The 26,132-nt window shown below is 36.7% G+C and carries 26 protein-coding genes; 17 read left to right on the plus strand and 9 right to left on the minus strand.

Going from position 1 to position 26,132, the window contains the following annotated elements; genetic code table 11:
• Positions 1-62 precede the first annotated feature (62 nt).
• Both GA0061074_RS02560 and GA0061074_RS02565 read right to left on the minus strand, forming a co-directional pair.
• Positions 63-659, minus strand: a complete 597-nt coding sequence (locus GA0061074_RS02560) for a hypothetical protein (RefSeq protein WP_092461555.1) — start codon at positions 657-659, stop codon at positions 63-65.
• A gap of 2 nt (positions 660-661) precedes the next feature.
• The gene (locus GA0061074_RS02565) at positions 662-1,120 is read right to left on the minus strand and encodes a GNAT family N-acetyltransferase (protein ID WP_092461557.1); all 459 of its coding nucleotides are present in this window, start codon (positions 1,118-1,120) and stop codon (positions 662-664) included.
• A gap of 180 nt (positions 1,121-1,300) precedes the next feature.
• Between GA0061074_RS02565 and GA0061074_RS02570 the strand changes: the two genes are divergently transcribed.
• Together GA0061074_RS02570 and GA0061074_RS02575 are read left to right on the plus strand one after the other, a co-directional pair.
• A complete protein-coding gene (locus tag GA0061074_RS02570) occupies positions 1,301-2,236 on the plus strand; it encodes a nucleoside hydrolase (RefSeq protein ID WP_092461559.1) in 936 nt (311 codons plus the stop codon).
• 103 nt (positions 2,237-2,339) lie between these two features.
• Positions 2,340-3,035 carry an N-acetylmannosamine-6-phosphate 2-epimerase gene (locus GA0061074_RS02575; protein ID WP_092461561.1) on the plus strand — a complete coding sequence of 232 codons (696 nt, stop codon included), beginning with the start codon at positions 2,340-2,342 and terminating at the stop codon, positions 3,033-3,035.
• 81 nt (positions 3,036-3,116) lie between these two features.
• Here GA0061074_RS02575 and GA0061074_RS02580 read toward each other — a convergent pair whose 3' ends face one another.
• The 3 genes from GA0061074_RS02580 to GA0061074_RS02590 are packed head-to-tail and all read right to left on the minus strand — an operon-like array spanning position 3,117 to position 4,962.
• The gene (locus GA0061074_RS02580) at positions 3,117-3,425 is read right to left on the minus strand and encodes a CHY zinc finger protein (protein ID WP_092461563.1); all 309 of its coding nucleotides are present in this window, start codon (positions 3,423-3,425) and stop codon (positions 3,117-3,119) included.
• Entirely contained in the window at positions 3,415-4,389 is a 975-nt protein-coding gene (locus GA0061074_RS02585; RefSeq protein ID WP_092461564.1) for a biotin--[acetyl-CoA-carboxylase] ligase, read from the minus strand. The genes GA0061074_RS02580 and GA0061074_RS02585 overlap by 11 nt, the downstream gene beginning before the upstream one ends.
• A gap of 12 nt (positions 4,390-4,401) precedes the next feature.
• A complete protein-coding gene (locus GA0061074_RS02590; RefSeq protein ID WP_092461566.1) occupies positions 4,402-4,962 on the minus strand; it encodes a biotin transporter BioY in 561 nt (186 codons plus the stop codon).
• Between the two features lie 210 nt (positions 4,963-5,172).
• Between GA0061074_RS02590 and GA0061074_RS02595 the strand changes: the two genes are divergently transcribed.
• The 3 genes from GA0061074_RS02595 to GA0061074_RS02605 all read left to right on the plus strand — a co-directional run bounded on the left by GA0061074_RS02595 (position 5,173) and on the right by GA0061074_RS02605 (position 9,484).
• The gene (locus GA0061074_RS02595; protein ID WP_371851050.1) at positions 5,173-6,516 is read left to right on the plus strand and encodes an amidohydrolase family protein; all 1,344 of its coding nucleotides are present in this window, start codon (positions 5,173-5,175) and stop codon (positions 6,514-6,516) included.
• Positions 6,517-6,566: 50 nt separating this feature from the next.
• Entirely contained in the window at positions 6,567-7,901 is a 1,335-nt protein-coding gene (locus GA0061074_RS02600; RefSeq protein WP_092461568.1) for a uracil-xanthine permease family protein, read from the plus strand.
• A gap of 230 nt (positions 7,902-8,131) precedes the next feature.
• On the plus strand, positions 8,132-9,484 hold the full coding sequence (locus GA0061074_RS02605; RefSeq protein WP_092461570.1) for an MFS transporter: 1,353 nt from the start codon (positions 8,132-8,134) through the stop codon (positions 9,482-9,484).
• A gap of 93 nt (positions 9,485-9,577) precedes the next feature.
• Here GA0061074_RS02605 and GA0061074_RS02610 read toward each other — a convergent pair whose 3' ends face one another.
• Positions 9,578-10,267, minus strand: coding sequence for a hypothetical protein (locus GA0061074_RS02610; protein ID WP_092461572.1), 690 nt, complete (start codon positions 10,265-10,267; stop codon positions 9,578-9,580).
• A 524-nt stretch (positions 10,268-10,791) separates the two neighbouring features.
• Between GA0061074_RS02610 and GA0061074_RS02615 the strand changes: the two genes are divergently transcribed.
• From GA0061074_RS02615 to GA0061074_RS02635, 5 genes are all read left to right on the plus strand, one after another.
• The gene (locus GA0061074_RS02615; protein ID WP_092461574.1) at positions 10,792-11,922 is read left to right on the plus strand and encodes a vitamin B12 independent methionine synthase; all 1,131 of its coding nucleotides are present in this window, start codon (positions 10,792-10,794) and stop codon (positions 11,920-11,922) included.
• Between the two features lie 99 nt (positions 11,923-12,021).
• Positions 12,022-12,279 carry a hypothetical protein gene (locus GA0061074_RS02620; RefSeq protein ID WP_092461576.1) on the plus strand — a complete coding sequence of 86 codons (258 nt, stop codon included), beginning with the start codon at positions 12,022-12,024 and terminating at the stop codon, positions 12,277-12,279.
• A 131-nt stretch (positions 12,280-12,410) separates the two neighbouring features.
• Positions 12,411-12,920: a transcription repressor NadR gene (locus GA0061074_RS02625; RefSeq protein ID WP_092461578.1), complete on the plus strand. Its 510-nt coding sequence runs from the start codon at positions 12,411-12,413 to the stop codon at positions 12,918-12,920.
• A gap of 168 nt (positions 12,921-13,088) precedes the next feature.
• Entirely contained in the window at positions 13,089-14,219 is a 1,131-nt protein-coding gene (locus tag GA0061074_RS02630) for an MFS transporter (protein WP_092461760.1), read from the plus strand.
• Between the two features lie 166 nt (positions 14,220-14,385).
• Positions 14,386-15,141 carry a MerR family transcriptional regulator gene (locus GA0061074_RS02635; RefSeq protein WP_092461580.1) on the plus strand — a complete coding sequence of 252 codons (756 nt, stop codon included), beginning with the start codon at positions 14,386-14,388 and terminating at the stop codon, positions 15,139-15,141.
• Positions 15,142-15,229: 88 nt separating this feature from the next.
• Here the strand turns inward: GA0061074_RS02635 and GA0061074_RS02640 are convergent, their stop codons facing one another.
• Positions 15,230-15,904 carry a matrixin family metalloprotease gene (locus GA0061074_RS02640; protein WP_092461582.1) on the minus strand — a complete coding sequence of 225 codons (675 nt, stop codon included), beginning with the start codon at positions 15,902-15,904 and terminating at the stop codon, positions 15,230-15,232.
• 201 nt (positions 15,905-16,105) lie between these two features.
• Between GA0061074_RS02640 and GA0061074_RS02645 the strand changes: the two genes are divergently transcribed.
• The 4 genes from GA0061074_RS02645 (at position 16,106) to GA0061074_RS09285 (ending at position 19,557) form a co-directional block, all read left to right on the plus strand.
• The gene (locus GA0061074_RS02645; RefSeq protein ID WP_092461584.1) at positions 16,106-17,275 is read left to right on the plus strand and encodes a hypothetical protein; all 1,170 of its coding nucleotides are present in this window, start codon (positions 16,106-16,108) and stop codon (positions 17,273-17,275) included.
• A gap of 15 nt (positions 17,276-17,290) precedes the next feature.
• Positions 17,291-18,457, plus strand: a complete 1,167-nt coding sequence (locus tag GA0061074_RS02650; RefSeq protein ID WP_092461586.1) for a metal-dependent hydrolase family protein — start codon at positions 17,291-17,293, stop codon at positions 18,455-18,457.
• Positions 18,458-18,550: 93 nt separating this feature from the next.
• Positions 18,551-19,396, plus strand: coding sequence for an aldo/keto reductase (locus tag GA0061074_RS02655; protein ID WP_092461762.1), 846 nt, complete (start codon positions 18,551-18,553; stop codon positions 19,394-19,396).
• A gap of 29 nt (positions 19,397-19,425) precedes the next feature.
• Entirely contained in the window at positions 19,426-19,557 is a 132-nt protein-coding gene (locus GA0061074_RS09285) for a hypothetical protein (RefSeq protein ID WP_275668779.1), read from the plus strand.
• A gap of 55 nt (positions 19,558-19,612) precedes the next feature.
• On the opposite strand, the gene GA0061074_RS02660 is transcribed toward GA0061074_RS09285, so the two are convergent.
• Positions 19,613-20,503, minus strand: a complete 891-nt coding sequence (locus tag GA0061074_RS02660; protein WP_092461588.1) for an ArsR/SmtB family transcription factor — start codon at positions 20,501-20,503, stop codon at positions 19,613-19,615.
• Positions 20,504-20,732: 229 nt separating this feature from the next.
• Here GA0061074_RS02660 and GA0061074_RS02665 point away from each other — a divergent pair, with 229 nt between their 5' ends.
• From GA0061074_RS02665 to arfA, 3 genes are read left to right on the plus strand one after another with little or no spacing between them, the layout of a single operon-like run.
• Positions 20,733-21,701 (plus strand): glycoside hydrolase family 43 protein, encoded by a 969-nt coding sequence (locus GA0061074_RS02665; RefSeq protein ID WP_092461590.1) that lies wholly within the window; start codon positions 20,733-20,735, stop codon positions 21,699-21,701.
• Between the two features lie 22 nt (positions 21,702-21,723).
• Complete coding sequence (locus tag GA0061074_RS02670) at positions 21,724-22,992, plus strand: oligosaccharide MFS transporter (protein ID WP_092461592.1); 1,269 nt, start codon at positions 21,724-21,726, stop codon at positions 22,990-22,992.
• A 33-nt stretch (positions 22,993-23,025) separates the two neighbouring features.
• Entirely contained in the window at positions 23,026-24,513 is a 1,488-nt protein-coding gene (arfA, locus tag GA0061074_RS02675; protein ID WP_092461595.1) for an arabinosylfuranosidase ArfA, read from the plus strand.
• Positions 24,514-24,687: 174 nt separating this feature from the next.
• On the opposite strand, the gene GA0061074_RS02680 is transcribed toward arfA, so the two are convergent.
• Entirely contained in the window at positions 24,688-26,001 is a 1,314-nt protein-coding gene (locus GA0061074_RS02680; protein WP_092461597.1) for a D-serine ammonia-lyase, read from the minus strand.
• Between the last annotated feature and the right edge of the window lie 131 nt (positions 26,002-26,132).

Raw genomic sequence — 26,132 nt, forward strand, 5'->3', positions numbered from 1 at the left:
AAAAAAGCAGGCGTTGGGACAAAAAAAGATGTCTCAACGCCTGCTCTTTAATTTGTGTCGATTTAAATAACATTATGCTTATTAGCAAGGATTTTACGACGATAAATAATAATAATAACTAATGAAATATCTAATAATAATAGATAAATTGTAAATGCGACATTACTAAATGACCAGTTAGCGGTTGCCGCTATAATACCGGTTATTGTAGAAATGATACCACCCATGTAATAGATGGGTGTTTCAGAATTTGGGTAGTGCCAAGCCTTGAGAATAGTTGGTAAGGCAGCAACGGCATCACTAATAATTGAAAAAATAATTGCTAAGATGGGATTGCTTGTAATGTACCAAATAATTAACGCAATGATGGCGATGAATCCACATAAATAATCAACAGGCTTAAGTTGCCAATAAGACCCTTTGTTAAACATTGCTGTAATGAATACTAAAAGAGGCATGAATCCAGACATGAAGACAGGCAAAATAGCCCAATCTAGACCAGTTGCGGTAATAGTCGCAAAAAATGATATTAAAGGTGAAATAGCCCAAAGTAACCAAGTGATTTTATTAGGCTGAACCTTTCCCTGAACGGTAGCAATAAGATAGAATGATCCAAAAAAAGCGGAACATAGGGCACCAAAAATAACTAAGTACTGCACAATTAGTGACCTCCATCTAATATCATGTCGATATGTGGAATATTATCTTCTAGATAAACATCTGAAACGGCTTTGAAACCAAATGATTCGTAAAATTGACGTAAATAGTTTTGTGCACCAATCTTAATCATTTTATCTGGATAGAGACGATTGATTTCAGCGATAGTTGCTGAAACAATTTGGCGACCGTAGCTATTTTTACGGTAAGCTATTGGTACTAAAACACGACCAAAGCGTACATAGTTATCGTCATTGTCTGCAATAATACGCGTGTATGCTAGTAGGTGATTTTCAGATTTTAAATAAACATGTTTGGCATTAAAATCAGCGTCATCAATTTCTTGGTAAGCACAATTTTGTTCAACAACAAAGACCTTTGTCCGCTCTTGCATAATGGTTAGTAGCTCTGATGGTGTTAGTTCAGTTGTGTTTTTAATAATTAATTCTGGTTGTTGCATCATAACTTTCCCCTTTATTTATTAGCGACTTTTTATAGCCGCTAATTCCTAATGTTAACATATTCATGAAAATATACTGCTAATTATTAGAAAAAAATGATTTTTCTGAACAATTAGCTTGACGATTATCAATAAATTCCGTAATCTGTAAAGAAAATAAACAAAAGAGTGGGGAACTTTCTGATGAAGAACGTATATTTTAATCACGACGGTAATGTTGATGATTTAGTATCATTGTTATTATTGTTGCAAATGCCAGATGTTAATCTGTTAGGAGTAGGCGTTACCGATGCTGATGGGTATGTTGATCCTTCTGTTTCAGCATCACGCAAGATTGTTGATTTGTTTGGTACTGAAGGCCGTAAGCCTTTGGATATTGCTAAGTCAAATTCACGTGCTATTCACCAATTCCCGGATGCATGGCGTTTGAGCTCATTTTCATTTGATGATTTCCCAATGTTAAATGAACATGGTGCACCTAAGACACCTGTCGCAGCAAAGCCTGGTCATTTGGATATGATTGATAAGATTAAGGCATCAGAAGAAAAGGTAACGCTTGTTATGACTGGTCCTTTGTCAGATTTGGCACGTGCCTTAGAAGTGGACCCAAGTATTACTGAAAACATCGAAAGCTTGCACTGGATGGGTGGTGCACTAAATAGCAAGGGTAACGTTGCTGCACCAGGTGCTGATGACACGATGGAATGGAATGCTTACTGGGATGCAGAAGCAGTAAAGCGTGTTTGGGATTCTGATTTGAAGATTGTGATGGTTGGATTAGATAGTACTGATCAAGTACCATTGACATCAGAATTACGTTTGCGTTGGGCAACACAACGTCAACACCGTGCATTGGACCTAATTGGTCAAGGATATTCATTGGTACATTCTTTTGAGGCTAACTCAATTTATTATCTATGGGATGTTTTGACGACACTAGCTAGTCGTTATCCGGAATTGGTTGAATCAATTCAAGTTAAGACAGATGTTATTACAGAAGGTGAGTCAGAAGGTCGCACTTATCAAACAGATGAGGGTCGTGAGATTACATTCATCACAAGTGTTGATGCTGATGCATTCTACGATAAAATCGATGAATTAGCAATTTCTGCTGATTAATAAATAAACAAACAATTGAGATTACGATAATCCATATGGGTTATCGTAATTTTTTTGCATGTTACAATGGACTAATATGAATATTCAAAAGGGGAAATTGATAATGGATAAGCAAACATTTATGTCGAAAATTGCTGGGGGATTGATTGTTTCATGTCAGGCATTACCAGGAGAACCATTGTATACAGAAAAAGGTGGTGTTATGCCACTATTAGCGCTAGCTGCACAGCAAGGTGGTGCAGTTGGAATTCGCGCTAATTCTGTACGGGATATTAAAGAAATCAAGGAGCAGGTCGATTTACCTGTCATTGGTATTATTAAACGAGATTATTTACCAGAAGAACCTTATATTACGGCTACAATGCGTGAAGTTGATGAACTTATGACAGTACAGCCAGACGTTATTGCTTTTGATGCAACGTTGCGTCCACGGCATGATGAATTAACAATTAGTGAATTCATCGGTCAAATTAGAGCAAAATATCCGGATCAATTATTAATGGCTGATACGGCAACATTTGCTGATGGTATCAATGCATGGAAGGCTGGTGTGGATTTTGTTGGTACGACATTGGCTGGTTATACGGCTGATAGTGAAGTAATCGATGGACCTAACTATAAGTTTATTCAGCAGTTAGTAGATGCTAGTATTGATGTTATTGCAGAGGGTAAAATACACACACCGGCTGAAGCAAAGAAGATTCAAGATATGGGTGTTGCTGGTGTCGTTGTTGGTGGCGCTATTACAAGACCTAAGGAAATTACAGAACGCTTTATTCAGGGGATGCAAGCAGAATAAAACGAAATATACTGGTTTAATTTTAAAAAGGGCCGGCAATCTAACCATTTTGGTAGATTGCCGGCCCTTTTTAATAAAAATTTATTTGAAGTAAATGTCATGATGTAATTCGCATCTAGGATTAAATTCATGATGACAGACAGGACAAGCGTTTTGCGAGTAAGCTTCGAAATCCATAACATGGTAACAATTACCACATAAAATTGCTGAATTGCCTTGGTCAGTAGGCACAAATTGATGATCTCTTAACGCGTCATGACATGAGTAACAGGCAAAATATTGTTGGCATTGTGCACAAGCTAGCGCAACAATATCTTGTTCAGAATGATAATGGCGGCAACGACCGCTACCATCTAAATCTAAACCGTATATTTTATATTTATTGGACATAAGTTTTAGTTACTTCACCGCTGGTAAATGATTTTGTAACGCCATCTTCATCTTCAATGACTAAACCACCATCGTCAGCAATTTGTTTTGCAGTGCCTTGGATGGTTTGGTTACCAAGTTTCAAGGTTACATGTTTACCAATGACATTTGATCGGTGACGATATTCTGTTAATAGGGCAGCAGAGTCACCATGATAGTATGCATCGAGAATGTTTTTAACGAGTGTTGCTAGCAAAAGATTGCGATCAACTGAAGCAGTTTCGTCGATACCACGTGCAATATCTGTTAAATGATCAGGGAAATCTTTAGTGGTGAGATTTAGGCCGGTTCCCATAATAAAAGCAGAGGCTGAACTTGATTCAAGCTCAATGTTAGCTTCTGTGATAATACCACCGACTTTTTTCTTACCGATGAACAAATCGTTAACCCACTTTAAGTCAATATGTGCATTCGGGAAAAAGGTTTCCAAAGTTTGTGCGATAACAACAGCCATATTAGTTGTAATTAGGCCAACTTGATCCCAATGATTAGTCGTGTTAGGCAAAATGACAGTGAAGTAAAGACCGCTGGCGGCCGGCGTATAGAAGGGACGTCCTCGGCGTCCATAACCTTCTGATTGGGCTTCGGCTGCGAAAAATACGGGCTTATCAATTTGATGGGTTGTTAGATATTGTTTTGCTAAATGTTGTGTAGAAGTAACTTCTTGTTCGATAAACATGTCATCGACTAATTCTTCATCTAAATAATAATGAACAATGTCTTCATCCAAAAAAGGTGTACCAATGTATTGATACCCAAGATTTTTGCGACTCTCAATTTGGTGATTTTTCTTTTTTAATGAATTGATTGCTTTCCAAATACTTTCGCGACTAATTTCTAAGTCTGCAGCGAGTTGATCACCAGATAACCAGTCACCTTTATGTGTTAGTAATTCAAATAAAACTTGTTGTTTTGTTGTTGTCAAAATAATACTCCTTTAGATTAGCCCCTGTAGATGGGGAAGCTTTCTCAAGCGACGTGCTAAGAAAACAGATAAACCTGCTTTAATAATATCACCTGGTAGGAAGGTAATGTTAGAAAGTAGTGCCGCTGACATTGGCATGTGTGATTGGATAGCTAACCAGATTGAGCCAATCGTATCAATGAATAATACACCGGCGACGATAACGACAATCAGCTCTAGCCACCATGATAAATCTTGATGACGATTTAAAATATGCAAAATAGTTCCTAAAACGAGTGGCGCTAAAAACCATCCCAGAATGTACCCACCAGTTGGTCCCATGAAAACGGCAAAGCCACCACGACCACCAGATAGGATTGGTAGACCAAATAGTGCTAATAAAAGAAATAAGCAAATTGATATGAAACTATACTTAGGACCTAATAATTCGATAGTTAATAAAATGCCGAGATTTTGAATAACAATAGGAACCGGAATAAAACCTAGAGGGATTCCGGGAAAGAAACCCAGAACAATTATAATTGCAGTCATCATGGCCGCTAAAGTAAGCATTTTGGTTCGTTGATTTGTCATATGTTAATTAACCCAATCTTTAAATTTTAGAACAAGTTCATTATAGATTATAGTAACCCTTAATTCAATGATAGGGTTACTATAAAGATAACACGAACTATTTTTAATTAAAAAGCGGATAAAGTTAATTATTCGTTGGTAATTTTGATGAAATAAGTGCTTATTTTTGATATAATTCCATATATTACAAAAATAAGCATAGATTCTGGGGTGAATATTATCTATAAAACAGTATTAAAAGGTGGGTATTATACTGCCATTGATAAAAATCAAATTGATTATCAAGCAGATAGTTTAATTTGTATTGATGAAAACGGTCAGATAGCTAATATTGTTTGTCCGATGGACGAAGATTATGAAACTATCCAACTGGAAGCGTCACAACAAGATAATTTAGTAGTGTTAGCTGAAGATCAAGTAATCTTACCTGGTTTTGTGGACTTACATGTTCATGCACCACAATGGCCCAATGCCGGGTTAGCGTTAGATCGGCCGTTGTATGAGTGGTTAGATCAATATACTTTTCCGCTAGAAGCTAAATTTAAAGATGCAAATTACGCCCATTTAGTTTATGACAATTTAGTGGAGACTTTATTAGCAAATGGTACGACAACGGCACTATATTTTGGTTCTGTTGATAATACCGGAAATGTCGAGCTAGCTAAGGCTTGTTTGACACATCACCAGCGTGGCTTTGTCGGAAAAGTTGTGATGGATAATCCAGAACAAACACCGGATTATTATCGTGATGAATCTGCACAAACAGCATTGGATGAAACAGAAGCATTTATCCATGAAGTTGAACAATTAAATAAAGACCAAGCTATTCCTGTTACGCCAGTTATCACACCACGCTTTTTGCCATCTTGTACAGATGAAGTGTTAGTGGGGTTAGGTAAGCTAGCTGCACAATATAATTTACCAATTCAATCACATTGTAGTGAAAGTGATTGGGAAAATGGTTATGCACTTGAAACGCATGGAAAGCGTGATGCAGCAGTATTAGATGAATTTGGTTTATTAACTGATAAGACTGTTTTGGCTCATGGTACGTTGTTAAACGATGAAGACCTTGATCGTTTTAAGAATCGTGGTGTGGGTATTGCGCATTGTCCTATTTCAAATGTGTATTTTGGTAATGCCGTTATGGCAACGCATAAAATTTTAGAAAAAGATGTCAAAGTGGGGATGGGAACTGATATTTCAGGTGGTTTTGATCCAAGTATTTATCAAAATATTCGCCAAGCAATTATGTCGTCTCGTATGCTTGAAGATGGTGTAGATAGCCAATTATCTCCTGAAGTACGTGGACAGAAGTCGTCAGCAATTACAGCAAAAAACGCTTTTTATATGGCAACTGTTGGTGGTGCAAAAAGCCTTAATTTACCTACAGGACAAATAAAAGAGGGCTATGCCGCTGATTTGCAAGTAGTTCATACAAAATATCCTACTTTTGGTCATCAAAAACCAGAGGAAACATTCGAAAAAGTGATGTATCAAACGACAGCGTCAGAAATTGATCATGTTATGACGCAAGGTGTATTTGTTAAATAAATGTTTCACATGGAACATTCGAAATTAAATTATAGAAAAGAGAATAATTGATGTCTGAAAAAGATAGCGGATTACTAATTGGTGCAAATGATAAGGTACCAGTAGCCGAAGCAGGACTATTAGGATTGCAACACGTTTTGGCAATGGATGTGTATGTACCGCCGCTTATTATTGCAGGATTGTTGTCGATGAGTGCTACCAAAACGAGTGGCTTTTTACAAGTAGCATTTTTAGCATGTGGAATTGGAACACTATTTCAAACATCATTATTTCTAAAAATGCCAATGTCACAAGGTCCATCATATGTACCGATTGGCGCAATTGTTGGTGTATTTATGGCTAATGGTGCTGGGCATGGCGGTATGGCGACTGTTATTGGATCAAGTATCGTCGCTGCGATTTTGTTAATCCTGTTAGGGTTCTCTGGCTTTTACCAAAAGATAGTTAATACTCTTGTACCATCAATCGTTGGTGGAACGATTATTACTTGTGTAGGGTTATCATTAATACCTTCAGCTTTGAACGATAATATTTTTGAAGCGAGTGGTAATATTTATCAAAATATTGAACTAGCAGTTATTACAATGATTGCGTTATTAGTTTCAATTGCTATTGGAACGTATGTACCAAAGTTGCAAAAGATTTTTAAGATTGGTTCAATTGTTATTGCTTTGGCAGTAGGGACAATTGTTGCAAGTTTTAAGGGACTAATGAATTGGTCATCAGTTGCTAATGCAGATTGGTTTAGTTTTCCAAAGTTTACAGCGTTGCATTACGGTATTGATTTTAATTTATCAGCAATTATAACGTTCATCATTATATTTATGGTGTTAACGACGGAAACTACTGGTACATGGTTTGCTATGAGTGCCGTAACGAAAGAAAAGATTAGCAACAAACAATGGAATCACGGTATTATCGGTGAAGGAATGAGTTGTTTGGTTGCAGCATTACTTGGTAGTACACCGATGACAGGTTACTCAACTAATGCTGGTGTTGTCTCAATTACGGGTGTTGCTAGTCGACGTGTCTTTGTTGCAGCAGGATTCTGGTTCATTTTGTTAGGATTTTTTGGTAAGTTATCAGCATTACTAGCTGCAATTCCATCAGCAGTAGTCGGTGGAGTATTCGCTATTATTGTTGTGATTATTATGTTGAGTGGTTTAAATGTTATTGGTGATTTGAATATGACTGGTAATAAAGGATACGTTATTGGCGTACCAATTGTCATGACTTTGGCGCTTGTATTCTTACCAGATAAGGTGGTTAATGATTCACCACAAATGATTCAATATTTGCTAGGATCACCAATTACAGTTGCTGCACTTACAGCAGTTATTTTGAATTTGATACTAAATAATAAAGGAACCAAAACGGTCAATTAATTAGAGATGAAAAGGAGTAGATTTTTCTACTTCTTTTTATTTTGTAGACGTATTATTCATGTTATTTTTATGAAAAAATGGGGTATAAAATGGTTAAAATTTTTATTGCTTTTAACGGGTGAAATCATTTGTATACAAGTATTTTAAATGTTAATATGTCAATGTTGAAAGCGCTTTCTTTTGTTGCCGGGATGCCATATAAGAAAGCATAAATTGGGAGGAGTTATATTATGTTTAATTTTTTAAAGCCGTTGCCTGACGCAACGACCCCTGTGCCACCAAATAAGGTCGAATCGAGTTATAAAAAATGGCAGTTTCGTGTCTTGTTATCGACATCGATTATTTATATTGGCTATTATATTATTCGTTTAATTTTTACGGCACAGCAGAATGAAATTCGGGCAGCTTATGGTTTTTCTTTAACACAAATGGGATTTATCTTATCGATGTTTGGAATTGGCTATGGGGTTTCCAAGTTGATCATGGGAACTTTAGCAGATCGTTCAAATGCTAATCGATATATTGCATTCGGTCTGTTGGCTAGTTCAGTTATTAATGTCGTGCTGGGATCGACTAAAAGTTTTACATTAATTCTCTTGTTAATGTTGATGAATTCGATTCTGCAAGGAATGGGTGCTGCGGCAGCTCAACGAAGTATTTCGTTGTGGTTTGGTAAAAATAAAAAAGGTTCTTTCTTAGCCCGTGGGACGGCTTACTCAATTTGGTCAAGTGCTCACAATTTTGGAGCCTTTGCTGCTGTTGCAAGTATTAACTTATCAGCATTGATGTTTGGACCAAGCGTTGCCTTTTCATTTTACACGGCGTCAGCAATTTCTGTTTTAATTGCAATTATTTCATTATGGTTAGGTTCAGATCGACCAGCAACACAAGGTTTGCCAACAATTGAAGAGTATTCAGGTGAAGCAGTGGTTGTTGAAGGTGAAATTGTTCAAAGTGAGCTTACTGATGATTCTGTTTTTAAGGTTTTTATTAAGTATATTTTGAAGAATAAGCTAGTGATGATCATTATTCTAGTATCGTTGTCATTGTATGTGGTCCGTTTTGGAATTATGTCATGGATTCCGGGTTACTTAACAGAACACAAAGGATTCAGTCAGAGCGAAGCTAAGTGGTTATTTGGAATATTTGAATTAGCATCGGTACCAGGTGTTATCTTGTTAGGATATATTTCTGACCTATTGAAGGGTCGACGTGCATTAGCAATGATTGGATCTTTGGTGTTGTTAGCAATCGATTTGACAGCTTATTTCTACGTAACAAATCATGCAGCTTTAATTGTTATCTTGCTATTGTTGGGAAACTTGATTTATGCGCCAATCACAATTATTGGATTGATGGTTAATGAAGCCGTTCCTAAGTTCGCCGTTGGTATGTCAACAGGTGCGATGGGATTTGCACAATATGTATTTGGTGAAGTTATCGGTACATTAGGTGTTGCTTCAATTGCACAAACATATGGTTGGGCAGCCGCAGATGTTGTTATCTATCTATTTACGGCGATTGCAGTTGCTGGAGCAATTTACATTATGATTAAGCAAAATAGTATGCTTAAGGAAGTTTAAATGGGTTATGAGAAGCGATATAGTCGCTTCTTTTTTTACATAAAAAAACGAGGATCAATGAATTTTCATTAATTCTCGTTTACATTAAGCTAGTTATTCATCAGGTAATTGATACCTTAGATAGTACGTATTATCCTTACTGAAGTAATACATGTGACCATCAATGTAGTGGTATCCCTGAACGGCACGACCATCATTTTCTACGTAATAGGTATGTCCGTATGCTGATACCCAGCGGTTAGTTTGTAGGACACCGCCTTCATAGTAGAAGAAGCCGTTATCATGGTTTCTGAATCCAGTGTACAACTGACCATTTTCAATCCAGCGCCAGCCGACACCTTCAATATTTAAATAACCATTAGGAACGGTTTCACGAAGATAGAACGTATTGTCCGAACCAAAGTCGTATGCACGACCACTAATCCATTGGTAACCTTGAACAGCACGTCCATCGTTATCAACGTAGTAAGTTAAACCATAAGCGTGTTCCCATTGATTATTCTGGCGAACACCGTTGACGAACCAGTAATATGAACCAGCGTAGTAACGAAGTCCCGTAAATGGTTGGCCATTTTCTAACCAGTTATAACCACCATTAGCTGTAGAAACTTCGGGCGAATAAACGTACCCAGTACGAGTGTCTTTTTGTGTACTTGTTGTTTGGATGCTTGCAGTAGTATCTGCAGAAACAGGCGTTGTTGTTGTGATAGCTAGTCCACCAAGAACAGCACCACCTACTAAGGCGGATACTAATGAAGCTTTACTAAATCGTTGCATTCTCATTATGTGTACCTCCTTTGTATATTAATAATTTTAGCGTAAAACGTTGGATAATGTTACTAATATGTATCGAAAATGTGTCTAAATCATTACTTTAAACGCTGCAAAATGGTGTTAAGTTAGTCTGAAAGCATGTTTTATTAGAATTTTTTTGATGACACCGTATTGGTGTGTTGATAACGAATTATACAATACTACTTGCATCGTAAAATTTATGGTGTTAGAATGCTTTTAAATTAAAAAATAATTAGAAATATGAAAAGAAGAGTAATTATGATTGCGTCCTTAACAGAGAGCCTCATTGGTGAAAGCAGGCAGGACTCGGTCATTTTGAAGATGAACTTGGATGATTTTCAAGAAGTTAACGCAACTTGAACGGGTGGCACCGTTATGACGCCAATGAGGCACCATATTGATTATGGTGTGAATAGGGATGGTAACGCGAATATTCGGCCCAAAGGCAATATAATTTGTCTTTGAGTCGAATATTTTTTTATTTTAAAAGGATATTTCGGGGGATTAAGAATATGACAGTAGCAACAACAAATCAAGTTAAGTTTCCAAATCGTTATGATATTGTAGGAAGCTTTTTAAGAACAGATGCATTAAAAGCAGCCCGTCAACAATTTGAAGCGGGCGAGATTACTAAGGCACAATTAACTGAAGTACAACATGCTGAGACTAAGAAAATTGTTGATAAGCAAGTTGCACTAGGTTTGAAGGATGTTACTGACGGTGAATTTAATCGTTCTTGGTGGCACTTGGACTTTTTGTGGGGCTTGGAGGGAGTTGCTACATACGACTATCATGAGAGTTACAAGTTTAAGGGTGGCAAAACACGAACTGATAATGTGGAATTAGTCGGTAAAGTTGCTTATAATCCAGATCACCCATTTTTTGATAGCTACAAATTTTTAGCATCAATTACTCCTGAAGGTGTAACGCCTAAGCAAACAATTCCTTCACCAACAATGTTGTTCCGTGATAATCGTAGTGACAATTGGTCAAAATATTATGATACGTATGATGAGTATTTGACAGATTTGGCAACAGCATATCACCAAACCGTTCAACATTTTTATGATTTGGGTGCCCGTTATGTGCAATTGGATGATACGACTTGGGCATTTTTGATTAGTAAGTTACATGAAACTGAATCAGATGCAGAGGAACATGAAAAGTATGTCAAAATGGCAGAGGATAGTGTGAAGGTAATTAATGGTGCTTTAGCTGATTTGCCTGATGATTTAACAGTGACAACTCATATTTGTCGTGGTAATTTTCAATCAACATATTTGTTCGCTGGTGGGTATGATGACGTTGCATCATACTTGGGGCAATTAAACTATGATGGTGTCTTCTTGGAATTTGATGATGATCGTTCAGGTTCATTTGATTCGTTAGGTGAGATTTGGGCAGGAGATACAAATAAGCGTATTGTGTTAGGCTTAATTACATCAAAGCGACCTGAAATTGAAGATCAAGATGCTATCATTGCACGTGTGAACGAAGCTGCTAAGATTGTTCCATTAGAAAATCTAGCGCTATCAACACAATGTGGTTTTGCTTCAACGGAAGAAGGTAACAAGTTAACGCAAGACGAACAGTGGGATAAGTTGAGTTTCGTTATTGAAACAGCTAATAAAATTTGGGGTTAATGATGTAATGTAAGCGCTTAAATAATGTGTATGGAACTGGTATAATGAATGTAACGATTAAATATTAGGCAGACTGGTTTTGGGGAAAGGATGAGTATAATGACGTTAACACCGCGAATATCAATTGCAACTATGATGACGGTTTTACCATTGAAAGGTGAAATTTTCTTTAAAAAGAATGAAGAAGGTTTTTTTACAACGTCTGACTTAGGTCCCAAATTAGTCATCACGCTTAAAAATCCTGCTGAAATTGAACAAATGCTGACAGAATTTAATTTTATGATTGATGAACATTCAGTTGATGCAGATAATAATGAATTAATTCGCTATACTGATTTATCATTAGTTGAAGCGTAAGGTAAATGCTAATTGATAGTTTTTGACTGTCAATTGGCATTTTTTATTTGAAAGTATGTGGGGATATATTTTCATATAGTGTGGTTCGGGTTATATTTATAGTTAAGAGAAAATAATAGGAGTAATGAAACATGACTGGAATTCAAAGGCAAGAAGCCATTAAAGCGGCTTTAAGTAATCCAGACGCTGTAATTAGTGCAAATCAGTTTGCGAAACAACTCATGGTATCGCGACAGACAATTGTGGGAGATATTGCCTTATTACGCGCTAGGGGTGAGCAAATTGTTGCTACACCACAAGGATACCGTTATCAAGTTAAACAACAACACAGTACAATGATTGTTGTGCAACATAATGCACAACAAATTGAAGCTGAATTAATGGCATTAGTTAATGCAGGCGTGACAGTTGCGGATGTCCAAGTTGATCATCCAGTTTATGGATTGTTAAAAGGTGAATTGGCAATTCAGTCTGTTGCAGATGTTAAGCAGTTTGTTTATCACTTGAGTAAAACAAGTGGGGAACCCTTGTCATCGTTAACTAATGGAGTGCATATGCATTGTCTTGAATACGAAGATAGCGCTAATTTAGAAAAAGCAAAAATTGCGTTGCAACAATTACATATTCTTTATGAAGCCTAATTTAGGTTGACAAGACACCCCTTTGGACTTATGATATTAGTCATTAAAGGGGTGTCTTTACACCTTGGATAGGAGTAATTGATTATTAAGTAATCAATATTGTGAAGTGGTGTGAGTAAAATACATAAATTGTTGACGGTGACCGGGTTAGCTTGGTTGTTTGATGCCATGGATGTTGGATTATTATCATTTATATTGGTGGCCATTCAACAAGAATGGCACTTGTCTGCTGTACAAGTCGGTTGGGTTGGATCTATTAATTCAATCGGATTAGCTGTTGGTGCAGTTGCTTTTGGTATTTTGGCTGATCAAAAAGGTCGTAAAAATATGTTGATGATGACGTTATTGATTTTCTCAGTAGCGACTGGTCTGTCGGCATTTACATTTGGTCTTATTGGATTTATGGTGTTACGCTTTTTTGTTGGTGTTGGTTTAGGTGGCGAATTACCAGTTGCGACAACGTTGGTTTCCGAACACGTTGAAAAAGAAAAACGTGGTCGTACAATTGTCTTGTTGGAAAGCTTTTGGGCCATTGGTTGGTTGATTGCTAGTTTGTTAGCATACTTTGTTATGCCACAATTTGGTTGGCGTATTACGTTAATTATTTCAGCATTAACGGGATTTTATGTTTTGATTCTACGTCGTCATTTGCCAGACGATAAGCATAAAAAGACGGTCAAAGCACCAAAGGAACCAATTAGTGCTAAGTTGGCAAAATTGTTCCATAAAGAACATCGTAATCAAACTATTATGTTGTGGGTAGCATGGTTCATGATAATGTTCTCTTATTACGGTATTTTCTTGTGGTTACCAAGTGTGTTAGTTGGTAAAGGATTTAGTACTGTTAATAGTTTTGGATATGTTGTCATTATGACGTTAGCGCAACTACCGGGATACTTTACGTCAGCATGGTTGGTTGAAAAATGGGGACGTAAACCAGTCATCTCTGTGTTCTTGCTAGGAACGGCTATTTTTGCAGCAGTATTTGGTTTCTCAACTAATTTGACGATGATTATGATTTCCGGTATGTTATTGTCGTTCTTTAACCTAGGAGCATGGGGTGCTATGTATGCTTATACACCTGAATTATATCCGGCAGCAATTCGTGCAACGGCGAATGGTTTTGCTGAAGGCTTTGGTCGTTTAGGCGGTGTTCTTGGTCCATTGTCAATTGGGTTCTTCATTGGACACGGCATGTCATTTGCAAATATTTTTAGTGTATTTAGTGTTGCCCTAGTCATTGCGATTGTTGTTATCCTATTTTTAGGTAAAGAAACTCGTGGACAGGCAATTGATTAATTGAATATAAAATAAACGTCTATTCCTAAAATTACTGGGGATAGGCGTTTTTATGCGTATTATTGTTAATTAGTGCAGACTTTTTTCTATATTTAAAATATTTAGTTGACCTTAACGTTACGTTACCCCTTATTATGGTTTTATCGCGAAAGGAATGTTTTGGGTTATGACATATACAATTAAAACAGTAGCTAGATTATCAGGCGTCAGTACAAGGACGTTAAGGTACTATGATGAAATTTCGTTATTGAAGCCGGCAACGATTAATTCATCGGGGTATCGCTTGTATGGGGATGAAGAGATTAATCGATTACAACAAATTTTATATTATCGTGAATTGGATTTTAGCTTAGAAGAAATCAAATTAATTTTAGATAATCCTAACTTTGATATAAAAAAGGCACTACAAATACAATATCAGCAGCTCTTGTCCCGTAAGGAACGAATTGAAAATCTATTATTAAATATTAAGAAGACGATGCAGTACTATCAAGGAGAAATTGAAATGACAGCTAGTGACAAATTTTCAGCATTTAAAGTAGAACAAGTTACACAGAATGAACAACAGTATGGAGATGAGATTCGTTCAAAATATGGTACCGATCAAGTGAATAAGGCTAATAAAAAATATTTACGATTAACACAGGCAGATATGGATGAAATGAAATTAGTTGAGAAGCAATTGTTTGAACAATTGGCAGTCTATATTGAAAACCCTGATGTGCAGGGAAAGGTAGCGCAGAAAATATTTGAATTACACAAATTGTGGTTGAGCTTTACGCTTCCAGAGTATTCTTCAGAAATGCATAAAGGTATTGTAACTATGTATGTTGAAGATGAACGTTTTAAGATGTATTACGATGAAAAAGAACCAGGAAGTGCAGAAGCTTTGTACCATATTATTCAGCACTATGCGAATTGATAACTTCTAGATGTTGTTTCACGTGGAACAATAAAGAAAGCCACAAATTACCAAGATATAGTAATTTGTGGCTTTTTCACACTCTATTTTATTCAGTTGGATAAATCTTTTTCAGATTATTAATATCTTGTTCTGACAGTTCCGTGACACCTTGATCGACAGGGTACATAACGGAAGTTTTATCTTTTACATGATCTAACCCAAGCGCGTGTCCAATTTCATGAATTGCGGCTGACAAACGTGGTGAATAAGCAGTGTTTAATGTTGCTTTACCGTGATTATAGTCAATATTAACGAAACCAGTTTGTGAGTAAATTTTGGGTCCACCAACACCTAGTTCTTGGACGTTACTTTCGCTTTGAGCAGTCTTATTGTAAACGCCTAATGTAAGTGTGTTTTTTGAATTGTCTTGTTCTTGGGCAGTGATTTTTACAATACCAGTAGCATTGTAAACGTTGATAGCTTGCAAAAATATTTGTTGGGTCTGCTCAGGGACGTTGTTATCAAACTTGTAAGTGTAGACGTTAGATAGTTTTTTACCACTTACAATTGATTCAATACCGTCATTAGTAGAGGAGCTTTTGTCAGGCTGGGTAGTTGTTTGTTTTTTAGTAGCAATCGGAAGCTCATCTGCCCAGGCTTTTAAGTCGGAAACTAGGGCAGTTAATTGACTATTAATTTGTTGGCTAACCGTTGGCGTTGTTACCCAATTGTAGCCAACTATAGCAACAATGATGAGTATAACTCCTTTAAAAAGTTTCATCTGGTTACCCTTTCATTGAAATGTGTTGTTTTTAATAACTTGCATTATAGTATATCAAGTTAAATATAAACTTATAAATTATAAGTTTATAACATATTATTAAAATGAGAAAATGATTAAGATTATTAAAAGTTCTATTTACAAGACACTAAATTAAAAATATTATAATAAAATAATATTTTTATGAGAAAGAGGGCGTTTATGGAATTTTTAGGGGCATTTTTAATTGTCATGATATTTATGTTTGTGGGTGAATGGGTTTCATCTTTAACTAAAGCATATGTACCATCAATCTTTATTTCGGCAGTATTATTTACAATTGGCTTTTGGACGATATTACCTAAGGACATTGTTGCTAAGGCATCATTTGGAAGTCAATTCGTTGGTGTCTGTATCCCAATCTTATTAGTTCATTTAGGAACGATGATGAATATTCGCCAGTTGCTGAATCAATGGCGTGCAGTAACCATCGCTTTAGCAGGAACATTAGGAACAATCATCTTAACATTAACTGTTGGAACTGTTTTGTTTGATTGGCATACAGTTATTGCGGCAATTCCACCATTAACTGGTGGTTTAGTATCAGCATTGCTTATGACTGATGGGTTAAAAGCAGCTGGATTATCAACATTAGTTGCATTGCCGGTTTCAATGTTCATTATGCATAGTATGATTGGTTATCCACTAACATCAGTGATGTTGAAAAAAGAAGGTCGTCGCTTATTGCGTGAACACCGTGGTAATCCACAGGTAGTGGCTGCTGAAAAGGAAGTTGTTGATACAGAGCCGAAAGCATTATTTAAATTACCAGCAAAGTATAATACTAGTGCTTTTATGTTAGCTAAAGTTGGTGCAGTTGGTTTGCTATCAATTTGGGTGGCTGGTTTGATGAACGATGCGATTAATGCAAATGTGATTGCACTTGTTCTAGGTGTTATTGGTCATCAAATTGGTTTTCTAGAAAAAGAAGTTTTGAATAAGACTAAAGTCTTTAATTGGTTGATGTATGGTTTGATGGCATACGTGTTGTCACAACTAAGCGTGACAACGCCAGATATGTTGGGTACAATTCTAATCCAAATCGTGGTACTGATTATACTTGGTATTTTTGGAATGTTCATTGCTTCATGGATTTTGTCAAAGCCAATGAAGATGAGTAAAGAAATGGCGTTTGCTTCTTCACTAACAGCGTTGTTTGGTTTTCCGGCCGACTATGTGTTAACGAATGAGGTTATTGGTCATTTGACAACTGATGAAAACGAACGAGCTTACTTAACCAGCCATATGATGCCAAAGATGTTGGTTGGTGGTTTTGCAACCGTATCGGTAGCATCAGTAATTATTGCGTCAGTATTTTTGAAGTTATTGTAAATTTTGGGGGTAAATATGAAAGTCTTATATAAGAATGCAAATGTTTTTACAGGAAATAATACAGATTTTGAAGAGGGTATTGATTTTGTTGTTGATACGGAGACTGGGGAGTTTGTATCAGATACAGATGTTGATCAAGAAGTAGATTTAGCCGGTAAGTATGTTATGCCTGGGATGATTAATGCGCACACGCATATTGTTGCAGATCCATATGAAAAGATTGCAACATTAGGTGATAAAGATGTTACTGCAGCAACATCAACATTCTTAGCATTAAAGAATTTAAATGCATTGTTGACGGATGGTGTAACTTATATTCGTGATGTTGGTTCAGTATTCGATGTGGATATTGAATTATCAGCACTTGAAGAAAGTGGTGAATTAGTTGCACCAGGTATTATTGCTTCTGGAAATCCGCTAACGATGACGGGTGGTCATTTTAGTAATGGTAGTTACGAAGTTGATGGTGTCGACGAAGTTAAAAAGTTTGCACGTTTGGTAATGAAAAAGGGTGCACGCAATGTGAAGATGATGGCTACTGGTGGTGTATCATTTAGTGGTGAAACACCTTGGGATGTTCAGATGACAGAAGAAGAGTTACGAGCAGGTGTTATTGAAGCCCATCATAAAGGTCGGACAGCTTGTGCCCATGCGCAAGGAACTGAAGGAATTCAAAACGCATTACGAGCAGGTGTCGATTCAGTTGAACATGCTATCTTCTTGGATGATGAAACAATTCAAATGTTCTTAGATAAGGGTATCTACATTGTCCCAACTTTGACTGCACCATGGGCAATTAATCAAAATGCTGATGAATTACCTGACTTTATGGTAAAGAAGTCATTAGCTGTTGAAAAAGCTCACCGCAAGAGCATTGGTGAGGCAGCTAAAGCCGGTGTTAAATTGGCAATGGGAACTGATTCAGGAACTGCTTACAATAATTTTGATAAGAATTCATCAATTGAATTAGCAATGATGGTTGATACTGGTGCAACCAACTTGCAAGCTTTGCAGGCGGCAACGATTAATGGTGCTGATTTGTTAAAGATTAGTGATCATGCCGGATCGATTGAAGCTGGTAAGTTAGCTGACTTTATTGTGTTGGATGATAATCCAATGCAAGATATCAAGGCTTTGCAAGCTGATAAGGTTGTTTACAAAAAGGGTCATGTTGTTGCTTAAACTGGATCATAGCGTCTCTTTTACTTGACCTCAAGTGAACTTAATGGTTTATGATAAACATATCATGACATTTAGGGGGATGAATAAATGACAATTCCAAATATTACGCTTAATAATGGTGTTGAAATGCCTCAAGAAGGATTTGGGGTTTATCAAATTGCAGACTACGAAGATTGCAAGCAAGCGGTTAAGGATGCATTATCAGTTGGATATCGGGCTATTGATACAGCGCAAGCCTATCATAATGAAGAAGCGGTTGGTCAAGCAATTGCTGAAAGTGAAGTTGATCGGCAGGATATTTTTATTACAACTAAAGTATGGATTACTAATTATGGATATGAAGCAACCAAACAATCAGTGCTAGATTCATTAGATAAGTTACAGACTAATTATTTAGATTTAGTCTTATTACATCAACCTTATAATGATTATTACGGTGCTTATCGTGCTTTAGAAGATTTGCAGGCTGAAGGTAAGCTTCGTGCCATTGGTGTTTCAAATTTTTATGCAGATAGGTATGTTGATTTAGTAAAATTTAATCGAGTTGTACCACAAGTTAATCAATTGGAAACGCACGTATTTTATCAACGTGAAGAAGATAATGAATATTTAAAGAAATATGGTACACAAATTGAATCTTGGGGCCCATTTGCAGAAGGACGTAATAATTTCTTTGATAATGAGACGTTGCAAAGGATTGGTGATAAATACCATAAATCAGTTGCGCAAGTTGCTTTACGCTTTTTGACACAAAAAGGTGTTGTGATTATTCCAAAATCAACGCATAAGGAACGTATGCAAGAAAATCTAGATATTTGGGATTTTGAATTATCATCAGAGGATATGCAGGAAATTCAAAGTCTGGACACAAAGCAAAGTTATTTCTTTGATCATGAAGATCCAGAAACGGTTGAATCAATTACTGCGTCAACGTTGTAAGCATAATCTATCTATGATTTAATAAACGTATGAAAAAATTATTAGGTAAGGTTAAACAGTTCGTTAAGGATCTTTGGGAAACAACAACAGAGTCATTTATCATTAGCGTGGTCGCATCAGCATTTGTAGACTTGTTTAATTATTTGAAGAAAAAATTTTAGTATATAGTTAAGGACCATCAAAACGTATCGTTTTGATGGTCCTTTTAGTTTGCTATTAGCTATAGAACATTTTTAGATTAATGTCTTGGTCATAGTTACCAAATCCTTTACCAAATATTGTGCAGCCACCTTGATTAGCCGCATCATTTTTAATAGCAAAGCGTATCTTAAACGTTTGGCTAGAAATATCAATGTCTGATAAGGAAATAGGTGTAAATGGTTGTCCATCTAAATAAGTTCCGTGGTCGGTAATACGAAGAATTTTTTGGGTACCATATTGATTAACGTTATCAGGAACCCAGTCTGGTGTGTATTTACCACGAGTATCAGAAAAGTCACCTTCACTAGTCCAAGTACCAATTTCGACATCATTTACATAAAAAGTAATGTCTGAAGGCCAGACATTATTTGAAAATGGAAATTCGGAACCTAATTCTACGGAAATATCTAGCATTTCAAGATGCTCGTTCTGTGCTAAGTAATTGGGTGATTGGTATTCGATAAAACCGTTTGAAAACCAAATCATGCCAGCCTGAATACGCTTTGGATCCATAAAGTAGGCGGGATTGTCGACTTTACCAATGTAATCATTTGGTCCGGCTAGACCACAAGATGGTTCTACAGAAAATTCTGTGTAATGTCCAACAGGTATGTTGGTTTCATGAACGTCAAAAGAGGGATAAATACGTTCAGGGAAGCGGACATAAATATTATCAACTTTTAAAGCTGATATTTTATTGTGTCCACTTTTTTCAAACGCAATAATACCGGCATCCGCTAAAATTTGTAAATGCTTTAATGTGATGGTATTGCTGACGTTTAGCTCACTAGCAATATCTTTTACATTTAATTTATTGTGGGACAAAATTTGAATGATTTTTAAACGTAGTGGATTGGCTAATGCCTTGTAAACGGGTAAAGAATTATCGGATATATCTAGCTGCATAATAAGGTCTCCTAAGATAACTAAAAGGTTTTTATTATATTTAATAATAACATAATTGTTGTTTTTGATAAACGTTAGGACTAATTTCCCCTAAAACGATTAACGTATATGTTTATCGTTCAATAAAAAGTCAAGTTAAATTAATAAAAAAGTGTTGTAAGCGCTTACGTTCTGATTTAGAATGTAATTGTTGAAAAGTAAATCACAAGATTAAAAAGGTGGTACAAAAATGACTAGCAAGTATATTAATCCGCTAATTATTCAACGAGCGGATCCTTATATTTATAAACACACAGATGGTTACTATTATTTTACAGCATCTGTGCCAGCTTATAATTTAATTGAAATTCGCCGGGCGAAAACCATAAATGGTTTGGCTCATGCTATGCCAAGAACAATTTGGCGTAAACATGATAGTGGTGAAATGAGTCAATTAATCTGGGCGCCCGAAATTCATTATATTAATGATAAGTGGTATATCTATTTTGCAGCAACCGATACAACAGAGTTCGATGATCAAGGAATGTTTACACATCGGATGTATTGTATAGAATGCGATAGTAATGACCCAATGATTGGGGAGGAAGTTTGGACTGAAAAAGGACAAGTCTTAACGGATAAAGATACGTTCTGTCTAGATGCAACAGTGTTCGAACATAACGATAAACTATATTATGTTTGGGCGCAAAAGGATAAGGCGATTAAAGGAAATTCTAACTTGTACATCGCTGAAATGGTTAATCCTTGGACGTTGAAAACAGACCCTGTTATGTTATCTAAACCTGAATTTGATTGGGAAACTAAGGTTTTCTCTGTTAATGAAGGACCTGCGGTATTAAAGCGCAACGGTAAGATTTTTATTACTTTTTCTGGTTCAGCGACTGATGAAAATTATGCGATGGGAATGTTATGGATTGATGAACATGAAGATGTTTTGAATGTTGATAACTGGCATAAACTTGATCATGCAATCTTCCAATCAGATATGGAGAATGGACTATATGGTCCAGGACATAATTCATTCACGGTTTCGGAAGATGACACAACTGATTTACTTGTATATCACGTGCGTAATTATTTAGATATTAAAGGCGATCCATTATATGATCCAAATCGTCATACTATGGTTCAACCATTTTCTTGGGATGATGAAGGTTTTCCAGTGTTTGGTAAGCCAACGCCGTTTTCATTTGATTAGTGTATGACAGGGGGGTCATAAGATGAGTAACATGGTAAAGGAAAGTCGTCACTTTTGGGGATTTGCACTTTCAGAATTTAGTTATTTCTTTGTTTGGGCAATTACATATGGATTCCTAACATTATGGTTAGAAAAGGTTGCTCACGTTACTGGTTCACAGGCAGGAATTATTTTTTCATTGATGGCAGGTATGTCATTAATATTCCAACCAATATTTGGGGTGGTTTCTGATAAGCTTGTCTTCAGAAAGAACCTACTACTAACAATTTCGATTGCAGCTATTTTAACTGGACCATATTTCCAATGGCTATTTATGCCGATTTTCAATGTTAGTCCAATTTTGGTTTCAGTTGTTACAGGTGTTTTCTTAGCATTTATCTTAAACGGTGGTGTTTCAGTAATTGAGCAATATGTTGAACGTGCTTCAATAGCAAATAAGTTTGAATATGGTCATGCTCGTATGGGTGGATCTGTTGCGGGAGTTATTGCTGCCATTGTTGCTGGACGTCTGTTCTTGTGGGAGCCAAATGCAATTTGGTGGGCTACTTCAGCAGCGGCAGTGTTCTTGACACTATTGTTGATATTCTCAACTAAAATTAATTTTAAAAATGCAGCAGCCGTTATGGGAGACAATAAAGATGAAAAGATGACAAAGAAAGATATCTTTTCAATCTTTAAGTTACGTAACTTTTGGATTTTAGCCCTATTTTACATGGGTGCTTCAGCTTTGTTTGATGTGTTCGATCAACAGTTTATCGTTTTCTTCAAGTCATTCTTTGAAACCGATGCGCAAGGAACAATGGTTTATTCATATATGGGTTCTGCGCAAACAGCATTAGAATTGGTTTTGATGATTCCAATGCCATATATTATTAACAAGATTGGTGCACGTAATGGATTGATTATTTATGGTTTCCTAACTTGCCTACGAATCCTTGGATCTGCACTATCACCTTCATGGATTTGGATTGTGTTCTTCCGTTTGTTAGCAGGTCTTGAAATGCCACTATTGCTTGTTTCAATTATGAAGTATATTTCTGAAGCATTTGATATTCGTTTGTATGCAACAGTTTATGCATTGGCTTCAAACTTTGCTAAGCAAATTTCTGTATTTATCTTCTCTTCAGCTGCCGGTTCAATGTATGATGTTATTGGTTACCAACACACGTATCTAATTTTGGGTGGTATTGTTTTCGTCATTACGTTAATTGCTGCTATCTTCCTTGAAAAAGGTCATAGTTTAACGGCAACCAAGGATAATGATGGTGGTGGCACCGTCGCAAATGAATGACGACCGTCAATCTAAAAGGGGGAATATTTTATAATGAAAGCAACATTATCAGTAAATGTGAATGATCAAATTTCTAAAATTGACCCTAGATTATGGGGGTCATTTATAGAACATGTTGGTCGCAGTGTTTACGAAGGTATCTATCAACCAGATCATGAGACGGCTGATGAAAATGGCTTCCGTAAAGACGTTATTGATGCCGTAAAGAAACTTAATGTACCGGTAATTCGTTACCCGGGTGGTAACTTTGTTTCGGGTTATAATTGGCAAGATGGCATAGGACCTAAAGATCAACGTCCGGTTAGACTTGATTTAGCTTGGCGTAGCATTGAGACAAATCAGTTTGGACTTCATGAATTTATGGACTGGTGCAAAAAGGTTAATGCAGCACCCGATATGGCGGTTAATCTTGGAACACGTGGCATCGATGAAGCACGTAATTTAGTTGAATATTGTAATTTTCCTAAAGGGACTTATTGGAGTGATTTAAGACGCCAAAATGGGGCAGAAGAACCCTTTGATATTAAGCTTTGGTCGGTTGGTAATGAGAAGGATGGTGATTGGCAAATTGGCCATCAAACAGCACATGAATATGGGCGCTTGGTCCATGAAACGGCCAAAGTTATGCGTTTAGTCGACGATAGCGTTGAATTAGTCGCTTGTGGTAGTTCTAATCATCAAAACGAAACATACGGTGATTGGGAAGAAACAGTGCTAGAACACGCTTATGACGATGTTGATTACCTATCGTTGCATCAGTATTATGATAATTATGAAGACAACTTAGCAGAATTTTTAGGTAAATCAGTTGATTTTGATAATTTCATTTCAGAAGTCGTTGCTATTTGTGACGCTGTTAAAGCACGTAAGCATAGTGATAAACAGATTAATTTAGCATTTGATGAATGGAACGTTTGGTATCATTCAGTGGGTGCAGATGATGAAAGTGAGCCTTGGGGACAAGCACCACACTTGTTAGAAGATCATTATGACTTTGAAGATGCTTTGTTACTAGGCAGTTTAGCAATTTCGCTAATGCGCCATGCAGATCGAGTTAAAATTGGATGTTTAGCACAACTTGTTAATGTAATTGCACCAATTATGACTAATGAAGATGGTGTTTGGTATCAAACCATATTCTATCCATTTATGCAGGTATCAAATTATGGTCAAGGAGTCGTATTGACACCTAATCAAACGGTATCAACGTACCAAGCTAAAGATTATCAGGTTCCTTATATTGATTCCATAGCAGTTTATAATCCTGACACAGCAGAAATTGTGGTATTTATTGTTAATAAAGCCCAAGAACAGATGGATTTTAAACTAAATATTGATAATGCGGAATTAGGACCTGTTGTCGCAGCTACGCAATTTGCAGGTTATGATATTCACCAAACGAATGAAGATCAGTCGATGGATTTGCAAATGCTAGAAGATGTGACTGTTTCTGGTAATCAAGTTAGTGCAACATTAGAACCACTTTCTTGGAATATGATTCGAATTAAGAAAGAGGCTTAGTGGTATATTAGCCGATAGCCCTTTTGAACTAAAAAATTTTATATAAAACAACGATAAAAGAAAAGACGTTGGGACAAAAGAAAATGTCTCAACGTCTTTTTTTAAATGTATTAATTATAAGTCTGTAAGCTTTATAGCATAAATGCGTACCAAAAGTCTGAAGCCTTAATGATGTTATGCATGAATTAAAGGAGCAATCATTAATTCCTTTCCTTTAGCGTAATTTGCTTCACGTTCGCTTTGTGGCATCATGCTACCACCGGTTGCCCAGACAATGTGGGTAGCATGATTAGAATTAAATGCAGGCATATTTTTGATGGTTGGTGCAATACCTGTAAATCCAGCAGCAGCTGAAGGTTCAACGGTAATACCTTGCGTGTCTTGTAACTGCGCAACATAGCGATAAATATCGTTGTCTGGGAAGGTAACACTACCAAATAGCAGTGTACGCATGATTTTACCAGCTAAACGTGATGGCCGACCAACAGCGAGACCGTCAGCAGCGGTCAGACCATCTAAACCAATGTCGTAAACTGAAATACGATTATTTAATTGTGTCATCATACCAAGTGTGACTGATGGCACGTGTGTTGGTTCGCAGAAAATAGCGTGCACGTTTGGACCTAAGATGGTTTTTAACCCAAAAGTAACACCGCTTGGACTACCACCAACGCCAGCTGGTAAATAAACGATAACGGGATGCTCTTGATCAACCTTAATCTGCTGATCTTTTAGTTGTTTTTGTAGACGTACGGCCGCAACAGCGTAACCTAAGAACAAGTCGTTAGAGCCTTCATCGTCGACGAAATGGCAGTTGGGGTCTGCTGCGGCAGCAGCTCGCGCTTTTGGCATGACGGATGAAAAATTTGTGTTAAATTCTTTGACGGTCACGCCGTTTTCACGTAACTTATCTTTTTTCCATTGCCGTGCATCATGAGACATATAGACTGTGGTTTTAAAGCCGAATGTGGCGGCGACGATGCCAACGCTTAATGCAAGGTTACCAGTTGAAGCAACAATCACACTATAATCAGAAAATAATTGGCGGAATTCAGCGGAAGCTAAGATACTATAATCATCCATGTAAGCTAAGTTACCATGCGTAATTGCAATTTTTTCGGCAAATTTCAGTACTTCATAGATGCCACCACGTGATTTAATTGAACCTGAAATTGGCAGTGCATTATCGGCTTTTAAATATAGACTACCAGCAAGATCTTGTTGGTTTTGTTGTTCCCAAGTTTTTTGCATTTCATTTAATGAAATTAGGGGGGATTCGATGATGCCGTTTGTCGCAGCTGTCTCTGGGAAAACCTTCGCTAGGTATGGGGCAAAGCGTTCGAGGCGAGCGACAGCATCAAAAATATCGGCTTTTGAAAAAGGCAGCTCAGCTTTCTGAGCATAGTCTGGATTGCGCCAAAAGATTGGTTGTTGATTGATTAAATCTTTGATTTGGGGATGTTCTGTTACCAACGTTTCTAAATTCATGTGCTATCAATCCTTTCGCCTTTAAATTTAGAATTATTATAACGCGAAGCAATAATGCTCGGTCAAAATGTGTTAGGTAACGTAACATGTAGAGATTTATTTATAGCTATTTTATTTTCATTTATTATTGT

The organism is Weissella bombi (assembly GCF_900094835.1).
Lineage (GTDB): Bacteria > Bacillota > Bacilli > Lactobacillales > Lactobacillaceae > Weissella > Weissella bombi.

Excerpts from the sequence above, each read along its gene's own strand:
- arfA (WP_092461595.1), top strand. The coding sequence starts at position 23,026 with ATGAAAGCAACATTATCAGTAAATGTGAATGATCAAATTTCTAAAATT.
- GA0061074_RS02640 (WP_092461582.1), bottom strand. The coding sequence starts at position 15,904 with ATGAAACTTTTTAAAGGAGTTATACTCATCATTGTTGCTATAGTTGGC.
- GA0061074_RS02660 (WP_092461588.1), bottom strand. The coding sequence starts at position 20,503 with ATGCAGCTAGATATATCCGATAATTCTTTACCCGTTTACAAGGCATTA.
- GA0061074_RS02570 (WP_092461559.1), top strand. The coding sequence starts at position 1,301 with ATGAAGAACGTATATTTTAATCACGACGGTAATGTTGATGATTTAGTA.
- GA0061074_RS02625 (WP_092461578.1), top strand. The coding sequence starts at position 12,411 with ATGACTGGAATTCAAAGGCAAGAAGCCATTAAAGCGGCTTTAAGTAAT.
- GA0061074_RS02615 (WP_092461574.1), top strand. The coding sequence starts at position 10,792 with ATGACAGTAGCAACAACAAATCAAGTTAAGTTTCCAAATCGTTATGAT.
- GA0061074_RS02665 (WP_092461590.1), top strand. The coding sequence starts at position 20,733 with ATGACTAGCAAGTATATTAATCCGCTAATTATTCAACGAGCGGATCCT.
- GA0061074_RS02580 (WP_092461563.1), bottom strand. The coding sequence starts at position 3,425 with ATGTCCAATAAATATAAAATATACGGTTTAGATTTAGATGGTAGCGGT.
- GA0061074_RS02680 (WP_092461597.1), bottom strand. The coding sequence starts at position 26,001 with ATGAATTTAGAAACGTTGGTAACAGAACATCCCCAAATCAAAGATTTA.
- GA0061074_RS02590 (WP_092461566.1), bottom strand. The coding sequence starts at position 4,962 with ATGACAAATCAACGAACCAAAATGCTTACTTTAGCGGCCATGATGACT.
- GA0061074_RS02650 (WP_092461586.1), top strand. The coding sequence starts at position 17,291 with ATGAAAGTCTTATATAAGAATGCAAATGTTTTTACAGGAAATAATACA.
- GA0061074_RS02620 (WP_092461576.1), top strand. The coding sequence starts at position 12,022 with ATGACGTTAACACCGCGAATATCAATTGCAACTATGATGACGGTTTTA.
- GA0061074_RS02670 (WP_092461592.1), top strand. The coding sequence starts at position 21,724 with ATGAGTAACATGGTAAAGGAAAGTCGTCACTTTTGGGGATTTGCACTT.
- GA0061074_RS02645 (WP_092461584.1), top strand. The coding sequence starts at position 16,106 with ATGGAATTTTTAGGGGCATTTTTAATTGTCATGATATTTATGTTTGTG.
- GA0061074_RS02605 (WP_092461570.1), top strand. The coding sequence starts at position 8,132 with ATGTTTAATTTTTTAAAGCCGTTGCCTGACGCAACGACCCCTGTGCCA.
- GA0061074_RS02630 (WP_092461760.1), top strand. The coding sequence starts at position 13,089 with ATGGATGTTGGATTATTATCATTTATATTGGTGGCCATTCAACAAGAA.
- GA0061074_RS02635 (WP_092461580.1), top strand. The coding sequence starts at position 14,386 with ATGACATATACAATTAAAACAGTAGCTAGATTATCAGGCGTCAGTACA.
- GA0061074_RS02575 (WP_092461561.1), top strand. The coding sequence starts at position 2,340 with ATGGATAAGCAAACATTTATGTCGAAAATTGCTGGGGGATTGATTGTT.
- GA0061074_RS02565 (WP_092461557.1), bottom strand. The coding sequence starts at position 1,120 with ATGATGCAACAACCAGAATTAATTATTAAAAACACAACTGAACTAACA.
- GA0061074_RS09285 (WP_275668779.1), top strand. The coding sequence starts at position 19,426 with ATGAAAAAATTATTAGGTAAGGTTAAACAGTTCGTTAAGGATCTTTGG.
- GA0061074_RS02610 (WP_092461572.1), bottom strand. The coding sequence starts at position 10,267 with ATGAGAATGCAACGATTTAGTAAAGCTTCATTAGTATCCGCCTTAGTA.
- GA0061074_RS02600 (WP_092461568.1), top strand. The coding sequence starts at position 6,567 with ATGTCTGAAAAAGATAGCGGATTACTAATTGGTGCAAATGATAAGGTA.